This is a genomic window from Pseudomonas marginalis (assembly GCF_900105325.1).
Classification (GTDB): Bacteria; Pseudomonadota; Gammaproteobacteria; order Pseudomonadales; family Pseudomonadaceae; genus Aquipseudomonas; species Aquipseudomonas marginalis.
In genome coordinates this window covers 3,253,308-3,265,971 of the sequence record NZ_FNSU01000003.1, presented here as the reverse complement: position 1 = coordinate 3,265,971, position 12,664 = coordinate 3,253,308, and the positions used below count along the sequence as shown (strand labels likewise).

Below are 12,664 nucleotides of genomic sequence, written 5' to 3'. Positions count from 1 at the left end.
ATGTCGAACTTAGTGACCAATGCTGGACACGCCCATGTCGATGACCATGGGCACGATGACCATCACCACGACTCGGGGCCGATGACCGTTTTCGGTTTCTGGCTCTACCTGATGACCGACTGCATCTTGTTTGCGTCGATCTTCGCGGTGTACGCGGTACTGGTAAACAACGTAGCGGGTGGCCCGTCGGGCCACGACATCTTCGAACTGCCTTACGTGCTCGGCGAAACCGCCTTGCTGTTGTTCAGTTCGATCACCTACGGCTTCGCCATGTTGGCCTTCTACAAGGGCAACAAGAAAGGCGTCCTGAGCTGGTTGGCACTGACCTTCCTGTTCGGCCTGGGCTTCATCGGCATGGAGATCAACGAGTTCCACCTGCTGATCTCCGAAGGCTACGGCCCGCACCGTTCCGGCTTCCTGTCGGCGTTCTTCACGCTGGTAGGTACCCACGGTCTGCACGTAACGGCCGGCCTGCTGTGGATGGCGGTGATGATGTATCAGGTCAATAAACACGGCCTGACCAACACCAACAAGACTCGCCTGAGCTGCCTGAGCCTGTTCTGGCACTTCCTGGACGTGGTCTGGATCTGCGTCTTCACCGTTGTTTACCTGATGGGGACTCTGTAATGGCTAATGCACACTCCCATGACCATGACAGCCATGATGCGAGCCACGGCAGCGTTAAGTCGTACGCCATCGGCTTCATCCTGTCGGTAATCCTGACGCTTATCCCGTTCGGTCTGGTGATGTACCCGACCCTGCCGAAGTCGATCACCTTGATGATCGTGTTGGCGTTCGCAGTGATTCAGGTGCTGGTTCACCTGGTGTACTTCCTGCACCTGGATCGCTCGAAAGAGCAGCGCGATAACGTGATTGCGTTTGTGTTCGCAGGTCTTGTGATCCTGCTGCTGGTTGGCCTGTCGATATGGATCATGTTCAGCATCCATACGTTCATGATGGCGAAGTGAGGTAAGACCCGATGTCGCTTAAGCACTTTATCCAAATCACCAAACCGGGGATCATTTTCGGTAACGTGCTTTCTGTGGCGGGCGGTTTCTTCCTGGCCTCCAAGGGACATGTCGATCTGGCCATCTTCCTGGCTGCGATGATCGGTACGTCCCTGGTGGTAGCTTCCGGTTGTGTGTTCAACAACTGCATCGACCGTGACATCGATATCAAGATGGAGCGCACCAAGAATCGCGTGCTGGTCCAGGGCCTGATCTCCCTGAAACTGGCGCTGATCTTCGCGACCGTCCTGGGTGTTGCCGGTGTGGCCCTGTTGTACCAGGTGGCCAACCCGTTGGCGGCGTTGTTTGCCGTGATCGGTTTTGTCATCTACGTCGGCCTCTACAGCCTGTACCTCAAGCGCAAGTCGGTGCACGGCACGCTGGTGGGCAGTCTGTCGGGGGCGATGCCGCCGGTGATTGGTTATGTGGCTGTGACCAATAGCTTCGATATGGCTGCGCTGGTGCTGCTGGTGATGTTCAGCCTGTGGCAGATGCCGCATTCCTACGCCATCGCGATCTTCCGCTTCAACGACTACCTGGCTGCTTCGATTCCGGTGTTGCCGGTCAAGCGTGGCATCCAGGTCGCCAAGAAACACATCCTGCTCTACATCCTGGCCTTCCTCGTGGCGACCTTGATGTTGACCTTCAGTGGCTACGCCGGCATGAGCTACCTTGCCGTCGCCGCCGCCATGGGCATGTACTGGTTGTACATGGCCTGGACCGGCTACAAGGCGGTGGACGACACCGTCTGGGCGCGCAAGCTGTTCGTGTTCTCGATCTTCACCATCACCGCGCTGAGCGTGATGATGTCCCTGGATTTCCAAGTACCGAAAGAGCTGTTGCTGACCTACGCCCACTGAGTGTCTGAGTAATAAAAAGGCCCCGCCTTCGAAAGAAGCGCGGGGTTTTTTATTGAGTGACCTTTAAACTACGACCAAACCCTACCCCTGCAGGAAGCAAAGTGATGAGTAAAAAAGCCGTTATGGTGTTCAGTGGCGGTCAGGATTCGACGACCTGCCTGATCCAGGCGCTGCCGCTGTATGACGAAGTGCACTGCATCACCTTCGATTACGGTCAGCGCCATGTCGCGGAAATCGAAGTCGCCCGGAAGCTGGCCAAGCAACTGGGGGCCACCGTTCACAAAGTGATGGACGTGTCGCTGCTCAACGAACTGGCGATCAGCAGCCTGACCCGCGACAACATTCCAGTGCCGACCGTGAACAGCTCCGGCGAAAGCCTGCCGAGCACCTTCGTGCCGGGCCGCAATATTCTGTTTTTAACCCTGGCGGCTATCTACGCGTATCAGGTCAAGGCCGGGACGGTCATCACCGGCGTGTGTGAAACCGACTTCTCCGGCTACCCCGATTGCCGCGATGAGTTCGTCAAAGCCTTGAACCAGGCGCTCAAGCTGGGCATGGAGTACGACGTACGCCTGGAAACCCCGTTGATGTGGCTGAACAAGGCTGAGACCTGGGCACTGGCGGATTACCACCGGCAACTGGACCTGGTCCGCGAGCAGACACTGACCTGCTACAACGGCATTATCGGCACCGGCTGTGGCGAATGCGATGCGTGCAACCTGCGTGCACGTGGCTTGAATGACTACCTGCAGAATAAGGCAGTGGTCATGCAGAGCCTGAAGCAGAAATTGCAGCTGAACTGACCCCAATACGTAGCAGACCCTGGCCAGAAAAAAGCCCCGTCTTCGCAAGTCGTACGGGTTTTTTTTATGGCGGGTCGGTTAAATCATTTGTTCCTTGTCTCGTCATACCCTTCTATACGAGCTGTGCGAATTCCTCACCCGTCTACAAGGAGTAGTCACCATGGTCAGCGTTAGTCGTCGATCCCTTCTCGCTCTTGGCGCCGCCCTGCCTTTGCTCGGGCGCCTGGATTGGGCGCTCGCCGCACCCGCGCCGACCAAGGCTGACAAGGTACTGCTCAACTACAACGAAAGCCCCTACGGGCCTTCGACGGCGGCCCGCGAAGCGATGCAGCGCGGCATCGCGACAGCCGGGCGGTATCCGTACAAACATATGTACGCCTTGGCCGGCTTGTTTGCCCAGCAGCACGGGATTGCCGAAGAGCAGGTGGCGGTGTTCGCCGGCTCCATGGCCGCGCTGCGCTACGCGGTGCTGGCGTTCACCAGCGAAACCCGCGGCCTGGTGATGGCCACGCCGTCCTACGAAGTACCGCGCCAGGCCGCCGAGTCCCGTAAGGCGCCGGTGCGCGAAGTGGACCTTGACGCCGATCACGCCCACGACGTTCCCGCCATGCTCGCCGCCGATCCCCAGGCGGGGATGCTCTATGTCTGCAATCCCAACAATCCGACGGGCACCATCACCTCCACCGAGGCTATTCGCCAGGCGCTGGCGAACAAGCCCAAAGGCAGCGTATTGGTGGTGGACGAGGCCTACATCGACTTCGCCGACACCCCAAGCGTGGTGAGCTGGGTCAAGGACCATGACGACCTGTTGGTGTTGCGCACCTTCTCGAAAATCTACGGTATGGCCGGCGCCCGTCTGGGCCTGGCGATCGGCCACCCGGCGCTGCTGGAACGGCTGGCGGTGTTCGGCGGTGACAATGTCCCGGCGGGTTCCTCCCTGCTCGGCGGCATCGCCAGCCTGGAAGACGTGAAGCTGCTGCCACAACGCAAGGCGCTCAATGCCCAGCTGCGCGATGAAACAATCACCTGGCTCAAGGGCCGTGGCTTCACCTGCACGGCGTCCCAGGCCAACTGCTTCATGATCGATGTGAAGCAACCGGCCGAGCAGGTCATCGACAAGCTTGCCGCACAGGGCGTGTTCATCGGGCGGGTGTGGAAAAACTGGCCGCAGTGGGTGCGCGTGACGGTGGGGAACAAGCGGGAGATGGAGCGGTTTCGCGAGGTGTTTGCGGCGACGGTCTAACGCCGATGTGGGAGGGGGGCTTTCTCCCTCCCACATTCAGTTCAGGGGTGTCACTGCTGCGCGATGCTGTAGCCCTCAAACGCCGTCTGCTGTTGCAGCGCAGTAATCACGCTCTTGCGGCTCAGCGGCTGTTCGACGCCGGCGTTATCCACAAAGCTTTCAACCTCCAACTCGGCTTCGTCGCCTTCGCCTACAAAGCTGAAGCCCAGGAACTCAAACGCCTCACGGTCGACGTTCAACCGCGAGCGTGGCGTGCGCAGCGGCAGGGTGACGCTGATGCCGTCCTTGCTGATCACAAACACTTCGGCTTCTTTCTTGGGGCGAGCGGCCTTACCTTTGCCGGCGCTTGGGTTGCTGATGGCCTGGTGAGACTGGTTCAGCACTTTGAGGGCCAGCCCGTAGACCAGCTCCTGAAACTCTGGATCATCCTTGAAGCTCGACAGGATGCGGCTGATGGAGAACTTGCCGCTCAGGTCTTCAAGGGCGAGGTTGTCAGCGGCTTCGGCGTCCTTGAGCTGCTTGAGCTGGCCCATCAGGTCGTAGGCCTTGTCGTCGTCGAAGGCGTCGTGGGCCTGGCGAATGGCCACGCGCAGTTCGCGGATCTGGTCGCTTTCCTTGGAGGTGTGAAAGGCGTCCAGCACCATCTCGCTGATGATCTTGGCGGCTGGCACATGCTGTGAAAGATTGATGGCGTTTTCGTATTCAGCCTTGGCGTGCAAGGCGACTACGGATTCTTCGGCGGAGTGTTCGGTGTAAGAATCGGACATTGAAATTTCACTACTTCAGTAAACGGAAGACAAAAAAGCGTCGCGCATTTTCAGCGGGGAGGGGGATCAGGTCAAGGCTGCCGACCGGCGAATGCAGGGCGTCAAACCAACTGCTTCAGGCACGCCTGGAGAATATCCAGTCCTTCTTCCAGCACCGCAGGCTCGATGGTCAGCGGTGCCAGCAAGCGCACGATGTGCCGCGACTTGCCGCTGGGCATCAACAACAGCCCGGCGTCTCGCGCCAGGCTCAGCAATTGGCTCAGTTGCCGGGGCGCGGGCGTGCCGTCGGCGTTGGCCAGTTCGATGCCGCGCATGGCACCGACGCCGGTCAGGCGGCCCAGGTACGGCGACAGGTGCTGCGAACGCCAGGCGGCATAGCGGCCAACGATCGCTTCTTCCTGTTGCGAGCCCCAGACCTGCAAGTGTTCATCCGTCATCGCATCGAGGGTGGCCAATGCTGCCGCGCAAGCGATGGGGTTACCCGAGTAAGTACCACCGAGGCCGCCTTTGGGCAGGTTGTCCATCAAGGCCTTGCGCCCGACCACCGCGCCCAGCGGCACGCCGCCGGCGATGCTTTTGCCCAGCAGGATCAGATCCGGTTCGATGCCCAGGCGTGAGAAGGCGAAACGCTGTCCGGTGCGACCGAAGCCCGACTGGATTTCATCGGCAATCAACAGGATGTTGTGTTCATCGCAAAAGCGCCGCAGGGCGTGGGCAAACTCGATATCCAGCGCGAGGAAACCGCCTTCGCCCTGCACCGGCTCGATGATGAAACAGGCGACGTCACCGACGTCGATTTCCACGCTGAACAAGCGGTCCATGGCTTTCAGCGCTTCAGCGCAGCCCACGCCGTTATCAGCGCTGGGGTAGGGCAGGTGATACACCGGGCCGGGCAGGACGCCGACCTTCTGTTTGTAGGGCGCCACCTTGCCATTGAGGTTGAGGGTGGCCAGGGTGCGGCCGTGGAAGGCTCCGTCAAAGGCGATCACCGCCGTGCGGCCGGTGGCGCCGCGCACGATCTTCAAGGCGTTTTCTGCCGCTTCCGCACCGCTGTTGGTGAGCATGCCGCTGACGGGGTAGTCCACCGGGATAAACCCGGCCAGGCGATCCATCAGTTCGATGTAGGGTGTGTGCGGTGCAGCGTTGAACGCATAGTGGGTCAACTTCGTCGCCTGTTCACGAATCGCCGCCACCACGCCCGGGTGGCAATGGCCAAGGTTGAGCACGCCGATCCCGCCGACAAAATCGATATAGCGTTTGCCCGTGGTGTCCCAGACCTCGGCGTTGCTGCCATGGCTGAGGCTGATGGGATGAACGATGGAAATCGACTGGCTGATGGTTTCGCGGCTCATGAATCTCGGACTCGGCAGTGGCGGGCGTGCTTTTATCTAAGCCGTGGGCCAGGCCCTGCCGCAAACGAAATAAAGTCGCCGGGTCATTCCAAATCGGAAGAGCTGTTGCCAAAAGCTCGTTTTTGGCAACGCCGTAGCCCCGTCGATGCTACGCCGACACCCCATCCTTGCCCGCCGCCTTGGCGCGATACAACGCCTGGTCGGCACGCGTCATAAGCGCGCTGGGGGATTCATCCATACGGCGCTCGGCCACGCCCACGCTCAGGGTGACGTGGAGGCCGCCGCGCATCGGGATCTTGCGCATCTTTTGGCAGATTTTCTCGGCCAGCTCCCTGGCGGTTTCCAGTGCGCTTTTGGGCAGGACCGCGATGAACTCATCGCCACCCCAGCGGGCGAGCAGGTCGCCTGGGCGCAGGCAGCTTTCCAGGCATTCCACTACCTGCAAAAGGGTTTGGTCGCCCATGCCGTGACCATGCTGGTCATTGATCGGCTTGAAGTCATCGATATCCATCGCAATCAATGCCAGCGGCAGGCGAAAACGCTGGGCGCGGTCGCACTCTTCCAGCAGGACTTTTTCCAAGCGGTAGCGGTTGGCAACGAGGGTCAGGGCATCCCGTTCGGCCAGGGAGCGATTTTCGTCCAGCTGCAATTGCAACTGTTGATTGACTCGCGACAGTTCGCGCGTGCGCTCGGCCACCAGCGCCTCAAGCGATTGGTTGCGCCGCTCCAGCTGTTCGACGGAGCACTTGCGCATATGAATATCGCGATGGGCGCCGACCATCCGCGCCACCGAGCCATCGGGGTTACGGGCAATCACGTAGCCCCGGTCTTCGATCCACAGGTAGCTGCCATCTTTTTTGCGGCAACGGTATTCGATTTGATAATGGGGGGCGCGACGGTGGATGTAGTCATCGAACAGCGTCATCACGTGGGGGTAGTCTTCCGGGTGGATGACGGTCTCCCAGGTGAACACGCTGTTTTCCAGGGAGTGGCGGGGGTAGCCCAGCATTTCGTACCAGCCTGGGTTGCGGTAGACGAACCCGGTATTGGCGTTCCAGTCCCAGATCCCGTCGCTGACCAGCTCCAGCACGGTATGCAGCATGTCGGCATTGAGGTGGGAGAAATTGCCGTTGTCGGAGATATCGTCCATCTGCGCGCTCCTTGCATGGGCTGGCGTCCAAGGCCAGTCATATTGATGCCGATACTCCGTGGCTGGAGCTACTGTACAACGGAGCTTGTGCGCTTTGAATAGGGCGGATGGACGGTTACAGGAGCGGGCCATGGGCTATTGCTTCGGCGCGATCATCCTCGTACGCGCCTTCCCGTCGGCGTTGTGCTGGTAGATCTTGTCAGGCTGCCCCCGCTCGTTGAAGAACACTTGGCCGATGCCTGCCGAATTCCATAACCGTTCACCGGCCTCGGCATGCTCCGGGATATGCGGCACCACCTGCATGGTGCGGCGGCGAGTGAACCAGTTGAGAGGCGAGCGCGGCGAGTACAGCCAGCGGTTGAGGCGGTCGAACCATTCCAGCAATCGCGGTGGAAATTCGTTCTTGATGCCGCTGCTGGTGATCTGCCAGATCCTGGGACCGGCGTTGCGATGGCGGATCAGCACTTCATAGACGAACGAGTAGTGCACATCGCCCGAGAGGATCACGTAGTTACCCGGTGTGCGCGAGTGGCGAAAGATGTTGAGGATCACTTGGGCTGCACCGCGATGGGCCATCCAGTTTTCCGCGTCCACCAGCAAAGGGTGCCCGCACCAACTGAAGATCTTCTGCACGGTCTCGATCAGCTTGACGCCAAACACAGGCGCAGGGGAGACGATGATGGCCGAGGGGTGGTCGAGCAGTTCCTGTTGCAGTTCGCTCAAGGCTTCCCAGTCCAGCAGGCCGGACGGTTGCTTGAGGGTGAATTCGCTGCGCCAGCGCCGGGTGCGGGTGTCGAGCACTACCAGGGCCGGCGTGGTGGGCAGCACGTAGTGCCACTGCTGGAACTTCAGCAGCGCCGCGAGCAAAGCATCCTGTGCCTGGGCGTCCAAGTGATTGCTCTGCGCCTGGCTGGCCAGTGCCTGGGTGTGGCCCACCAGCTCATCAAAGGCGTCCGGGTTATTGCCCCAGCCCTGGCACAGCAGGTACGCCAGCAGGGCGTTACCGATGATGCGTCTGGAGAACGGATGGCCGTAGGCGGTTTCTTCCCATTGCGCGCTGAGGTTCCAGTCGTCGGTGATGTCGTGATCGTCAAAGATCATCAAGGTGGGTAGATGGGCGAATACCCGCGCCACGCCCGGCAGGCCGTCGCGAAATTTATCCACCTGCACCTGTTCGCGGGCATAGCGCGCAGCTTCATCGGCGCTCAGTTGCGGTGGCTGTACGGTGAGCAGGGACCAGGGGACGGGCGACCACACCAGCAGGTACATCGCCATGACTTCGGCGAACGTCACCAGGTGATTGTCGGCGGTGCTGCTGGTGAAAATCGGCTTTTTCACGCCGCCAAAGAAACGTTCGCGCAGGGTCTCATTGCTGTCCAGCGCGGGTAGCAGGTCTGCGCGGTGGTAGTAGCTGGCGTGATGCCCGTAGAGGCTGGCGCTGTCGTCTACCACCGCGCCTTCCAGGTACTCATCGAACAGGCCCAGGCGCGCAATCAGCCCATGGATCGCCCGCAACATCGGCCCGGCCACATCGTCGGCGTACACCTGGTCGCCGCTCATCATCAGCAAGGCTGGGCGGTCGGCCGGGGTCTGTGCATCGGCCAGCAGCCGATCAACGCAGAGCAGGCCTTCGTCGGCGCTGTGGTGAGGTTTGCGGCAGGAGCCGTGTACCAGCTGATGGATGTGGCTGTGCAGTACGAAACTTGGGCAGTGTGTGTCGGTGTACAGCAGGTGCGGTGCCCATTCGGCAATGCCGGCATCGTCGACCAGCAGATCATAGTGGATGACTACGTCCTGGGGCAGCGCCTCGTCCAGGCGTACATCAATCAGATGGATGTACGCCTGGCGCCCCACTGGCACGACCTGGCACCGGTCCTGGCCCAGCGGTATGTCCAGGCACTGGTCGGCACAGTGCAGTTTCAGGCTCAGGGGCAATGCCCGGCTCCCCACCAGCCACAGCACCAGGCGCCGGGGTTCCAGGCGCCGCAGCAGAGGGCCGGCGAGTACGGCGGGCAAGGTGTCGGGATGTGGCATGCGGTAACAGGCTCCGGCCAGGGTTGAACCGGCAAGGTTAGCGCAACGGATGTCAGTGTTTTGTTAAGGCGGGGCGGTCTGTAAAAAAGAAGAAGGGCAATACGCTGCCCTTCTTCCTGCGGTTCAGAGCAAGTTCCCCTTGCCCAGGCTATCCAGGCCGCCACTTCTGGGGCGGTTGCGCGATGAACCGTCAGCTTCCTGAGGCTCCAGTTGCAACTGAGGGTCTTCAATGCTGCGTTTCTTGCGTTGCAGGGCTGTGTCGTCCTGCGGCGTAGTGGGGGAGGAGGGGGGAGCGGTGTCGCGTTGATGGAGCTGAGCATGGCAGTGTCCTTTTATCTATTAGTCGAGTGTTACTTCACCCCTTGGAGCGAAGTGCCGCCAAACTTATAGAGCAGGGCGCTGGCGAGCTATAAACGTCCTGCTGCAAGATATGACGACCTTTGGCTACTCGGCTCAGAAGTCATCAGCGGCGCCGTTCGCGCAACCCCCGGTCGCGGGAGTGGTCGCGCCGTCCTTGCCATCCAGCACAAACGCCGCACGGTTTTGTGCCACGACATTACGTATTGCGCTGTAATAGTCCGGCAATTTTTGCAGGCTGTCGGTGAGCGGCAACAGTGATGCCCGGGTATCCACGGTGCCACCTACCAGGCTGAGGGTGCCCAGGGTCTGCACGGTGTCACTGTCTCCCAACGGCGAGACCAGGAAACTCAAGACTTTGCCTGCCGCATCGCGGCTGTTGCTGGTGCCCAGCAGTGGCAGTTCGACAATCGGCCCGTTGCCGATGCCCCACACGCCGAATGTCTGGCCGAAGTCGGCGCTATGGCGCGGGATGCCCACGCGGTCTGATACATCGATCAGCCCCACCACGCCCACTGTGGTATTCAGCGCAAAACGGCCAAGGGTATTGACCGAGCGCCTTGGGTTGCCTTGCAACAGGTCATTGATAAACACCTTCGGCTCGCTGAAGTTGCTCGCAAAGTTATGCACACCCTGCTGGAAAAAATCCGGCAGGTAGCGGTAGCCACGTGCTACCGGCGCCAGGGCGTAGTTATCCACCGTCCGGTTGAAGGCAAACACCCCGCGATTGAGCGGTTCGGCCGGGTCATACACCGGGTAATTCACCTGTGCGCAGCGGGTGGTGGTGCCCGAGGGGGCCGGGCTGGCGCAGCCCGTGAGGTAAGACACGGTCAACAACAGCACGACCTGGCGAGCCAGGTGCCGGGGGTAGGTCAGTGAGCGCATAAGCACGGTCTCCGCAAAAGGGAGGCCGATGCTGGCAGCCGTCCCTTGCGCAAAGATGTCTGGTTTATTGCGGCGCTGACGCTTTATTGCACGATTGAAATATATGACGGGCTGCGTCGAATGGTTTTAGATGGCGCATCGACAACACCCAGTGATGCCCGCCTGTGAGCAACCTTTTGATCGTGGACGATGACCTTGAAGTCCTCGCGCTGCTGAAGAAATTCTTTATGCAACATGGCTATGCGGTCGAGACCGTCGCCGGTGGCACCGAGCTGTGGGCCGCCATGGAGCGTCATCCCGCCGACCTGATCATTCTTGACCTGATGCTGCCGGGGGAGAACGGCTTGTTGCTGTGCCAGCGCCTGCGCCAGCAGCACGCAACACCGGTGATCATGCTCACCGCCATGGGCGAACTCAGTGACCGCGTGGTAGGCCTGGAAATGGGCGCCGATGACTACTTGAGCAAGCCCTTCGACGCCCGTGAACTGCTGGCGCGGGTGCGTGCGGTATTGCGTCGGGCAGGCGAGGGGCGGCCGGTGTTGGGCGAGTCTGCTCGTCCCTTGATTCGCTTTGCGGGCTGGCAACTGGACGTTACGCGCCGTGAACTGCGCTCCCCCGACGAGGTGATGATCCCGCTGTCATCCGGTGAGTTCGACCTGCTGCTGGTCTTCGTCGAACACCCCCAGCGCGTGCTGACCCGCGAACAACTGCTGAACCTGGCGCGGGGCCATAGCCATGACGCGTTCGACCGCAGCATCGACGTGCAGGTCAGCCGCCTGCGCCGCAAGCTGGAGTTCGATACCAAGCGCCCGGCCATGATCCGCACCGTGCGCAATGGCGGTTATCAATTCACCGCCAGCGTGAGCCGTTCATGAGCCGCCGCCCGCGTGACACGGTGGCCCGCTGGATCGCCCTGACCATCCTGGTGGCGATGCTGACTGCGTTGGCGTTCAACGCCCTGTTTGTGCAATTGGCGGGCGTGTGGGCACGGCCGCCGTTGGCCGAAACCGGGCTGCTGGAAAAAATCGCCGTGGTGGTGCGCGTGGTTGAAGGTTCGCAACCGGCGCAACGCGCGCACCTTGCGCAGGTTGTAGGCGACGAATCCTTCAGTGTGACGTGGGCGGCGCAGCGGGAAGCCTTTGAGCTGCCTGTGCTCGCCGACCCGGATTTTCATTCGGGCGAACAGGCCTTCAAGAACCTGCTCCAGGGGCCGGTGCGTCCCATGGAAGCCTACGAACCCTCCGATTGGCCGGGCGGCGATGGCCACTATGTGCTGCTGATGCAACTGGCCGATCAGTCCTGGCTGATGTTCAGCGCCCGTGCCCGCAGTTGGGGGCTGGACGAGGGCGCGCGCAGCGTGATTGTGGTGCTGCTGGTGCTGATCTCGACTGCGCTGGTTACCCTGGTCGCGACCCGTCGCCTGGCTCGCCCCCTGCAACACTTCGCCCAGGGCGCGCGGCGCTTTGGCGCCGACTTCCGCGCGCCGCCCATCGAGCCGGTCGGGCCCCACGAAATCCGCCAGGCGATCCTCGCGTTCAACGGCATGCAGGCGCAGTTGCGGCACTTTATCCAGGACCGCACGCAAATGCTCGCGGCCATCTCCCACGACCTGCGTGCGCCCCTGACCCGCCTGCGCCTGCGCGGTGAATTCATCGAAGATGCCGACCAGCAACGCCGGCTGTTCAATGATGTCGATGAAATGCAGGCCATGATCAACACGGCCCTGGCGTTCTTCCGCGACGACGCACGCCTGGAGCAGGCCACCCAGCTGGACCTGGCGGAACTGCTGCAAACCCTGATCGACGACTACCGCGACCAGGCGATTGAACTGGCTTTCAGCGGACCGCCGCGCCTGGTGTACTTTGGCCGGCCCTTGGGCCTCAAGCGGGTGATGACCAACCTGATGGACAATGCCATCCACTACGGTCGGGCGCCGGAAATCGAACTGCAACAAGGGCCGGCCGAAGTGGTGATCCGCGTGCTGGATCGCGGCCCGGGGATTGCGGCGCAGTATCGCGAACAGGTGTTCCTGCCGTTCTACCGCCTCGAAAATTCACGCAACAAGAGCACCGGCGGCGTCGGACTTGGGCTGTCTACCGCCCGTGCGATTGTGCTGGAACACGGCGGCACACTCACCCTGTCGGAGCGCCAGGGTGGCGGGTTGGAGGCGGTGGTGGTATTGCCGGTGTAACCGGTGCTCGCCACA

The 12,664-nt window shown here is 61.2% G+C and carries 12 protein-coding genes; 7 read left to right on the top strand and 5 right to left on the bottom strand.

Annotation, left to right across the window (positions count from 1 at the left end):
- The 5 genes from BLW22_RS24340 (at position 1) to ptaA (ending at position 3,913) form a co-directional block, all read left to right on the top strand.
- Positions 1-627, top strand: coding sequence for a cytochrome o ubiquinol oxidase subunit III (locus BLW22_RS24340; RefSeq protein WP_010206435.1), 627 nt, complete (start codon positions 1-3; stop codon positions 625-627).
- A complete protein-coding gene (gene cyoD, locus BLW22_RS24335) occupies positions 627-968 on the top strand; it encodes a cytochrome o ubiquinol oxidase subunit IV (RefSeq protein ID WP_010206434.1) in 342 nt (113 codons plus the stop codon). The genes BLW22_RS24340 and cyoD overlap by 1 nt, the downstream gene beginning before the upstream one ends.
- Before the next feature lie 11 nt (positions 969-979).
- Positions 980-1,867 carry a heme o synthase gene (cyoE, locus tag BLW22_RS24330; protein ID WP_027607620.1) on the top strand — a complete coding sequence of 296 codons (888 nt, stop codon included), beginning with the start codon at positions 980-982 and terminating at the stop codon, positions 1,865-1,867.
- 104 nt (positions 1,868-1,971) lie between these two features.
- Positions 1,972-2,670, top strand: coding sequence for a 7-cyano-7-deazaguanine synthase QueC (gene queC / locus BLW22_RS24325; RefSeq protein WP_065925997.1), 699 nt, complete (start codon positions 1,972-1,974; stop codon positions 2,668-2,670).
- 160 nt (positions 2,671-2,830) lie between these two features.
- A complete protein-coding gene (gene ptaA, locus BLW22_RS24320) occupies positions 2,831-3,913 on the top strand; it encodes a pyoverdine biosynthesis transaminase PtaA (RefSeq protein WP_074847593.1) in 1,083 nt (360 codons plus the stop codon).
- A 50-nt stretch (positions 3,914-3,963) separates the two neighbouring features.
- On the opposite strand, the gene BLW22_RS24315 is transcribed toward ptaA, so the two are convergent.
- From BLW22_RS24315 to BLW22_RS24295, 5 genes are all read right to left on the bottom strand, one after another.
- Positions 3,964-4,680, bottom strand: coding sequence for a hypothetical protein (locus BLW22_RS24315; protein ID WP_065925999.1), 717 nt, complete (start codon positions 4,678-4,680; stop codon positions 3,964-3,966).
- A 101-nt stretch (positions 4,681-4,781) separates the two neighbouring features.
- Positions 4,782-6,032, bottom strand: a complete 1,251-nt coding sequence (locus tag BLW22_RS24310; RefSeq protein ID WP_065947202.1) for a 2-aminoadipate transaminase — start codon at positions 6,030-6,032, stop codon at positions 4,782-4,784.
- Positions 6,033-6,180: 148 nt separating this feature from the next.
- Complete coding sequence (locus BLW22_RS24305) at positions 6,181-7,182, bottom strand: diguanylate cyclase domain-containing protein (protein WP_074847592.1); 1,002 nt, start codon at positions 7,180-7,182, stop codon at positions 6,181-6,183.
- A gap of 135 nt (positions 7,183-7,317) precedes the next feature.
- The gene (locus BLW22_RS24300) at positions 7,318-9,216 is read right to left on the bottom strand and encodes an alkaline phosphatase D family protein (RefSeq protein ID WP_065926002.1); all 1,899 of its coding nucleotides are present in this window, start codon (positions 9,214-9,216) and stop codon (positions 7,318-7,320) included.
- 453 nt (positions 9,217-9,669) lie between these two features.
- The gene (locus BLW22_RS24295) at positions 9,670-10,458 is read right to left on the bottom strand and encodes an MlaA family lipoprotein (RefSeq protein WP_065926004.1); all 789 of its coding nucleotides are present in this window, start codon (positions 10,456-10,458) and stop codon (positions 9,670-9,672) included.
- A gap of 164 nt (positions 10,459-10,622) precedes the next feature.
- Here BLW22_RS24295 and BLW22_RS24290 point away from each other — a divergent pair, with 164 nt between their 5' ends.
- A complete protein-coding gene (locus BLW22_RS24290; protein WP_074847591.1) occupies positions 10,623-11,333 on the top strand; it encodes a response regulator in 711 nt (236 codons plus the stop codon).
- Positions 11,330-12,649 carry an ATP-binding protein gene (locus tag BLW22_RS24285; protein ID WP_074847590.1) on the top strand — a complete coding sequence of 440 codons (1,320 nt, stop codon included), beginning with the start codon at positions 11,330-11,332 and terminating at the stop codon, positions 12,647-12,649. Before BLW22_RS24290 ends, BLW22_RS24285 begins: the two co-directional genes overlap by 4 nt.
- Positions 12,650-12,664 lie beyond the last annotated feature (15 nt).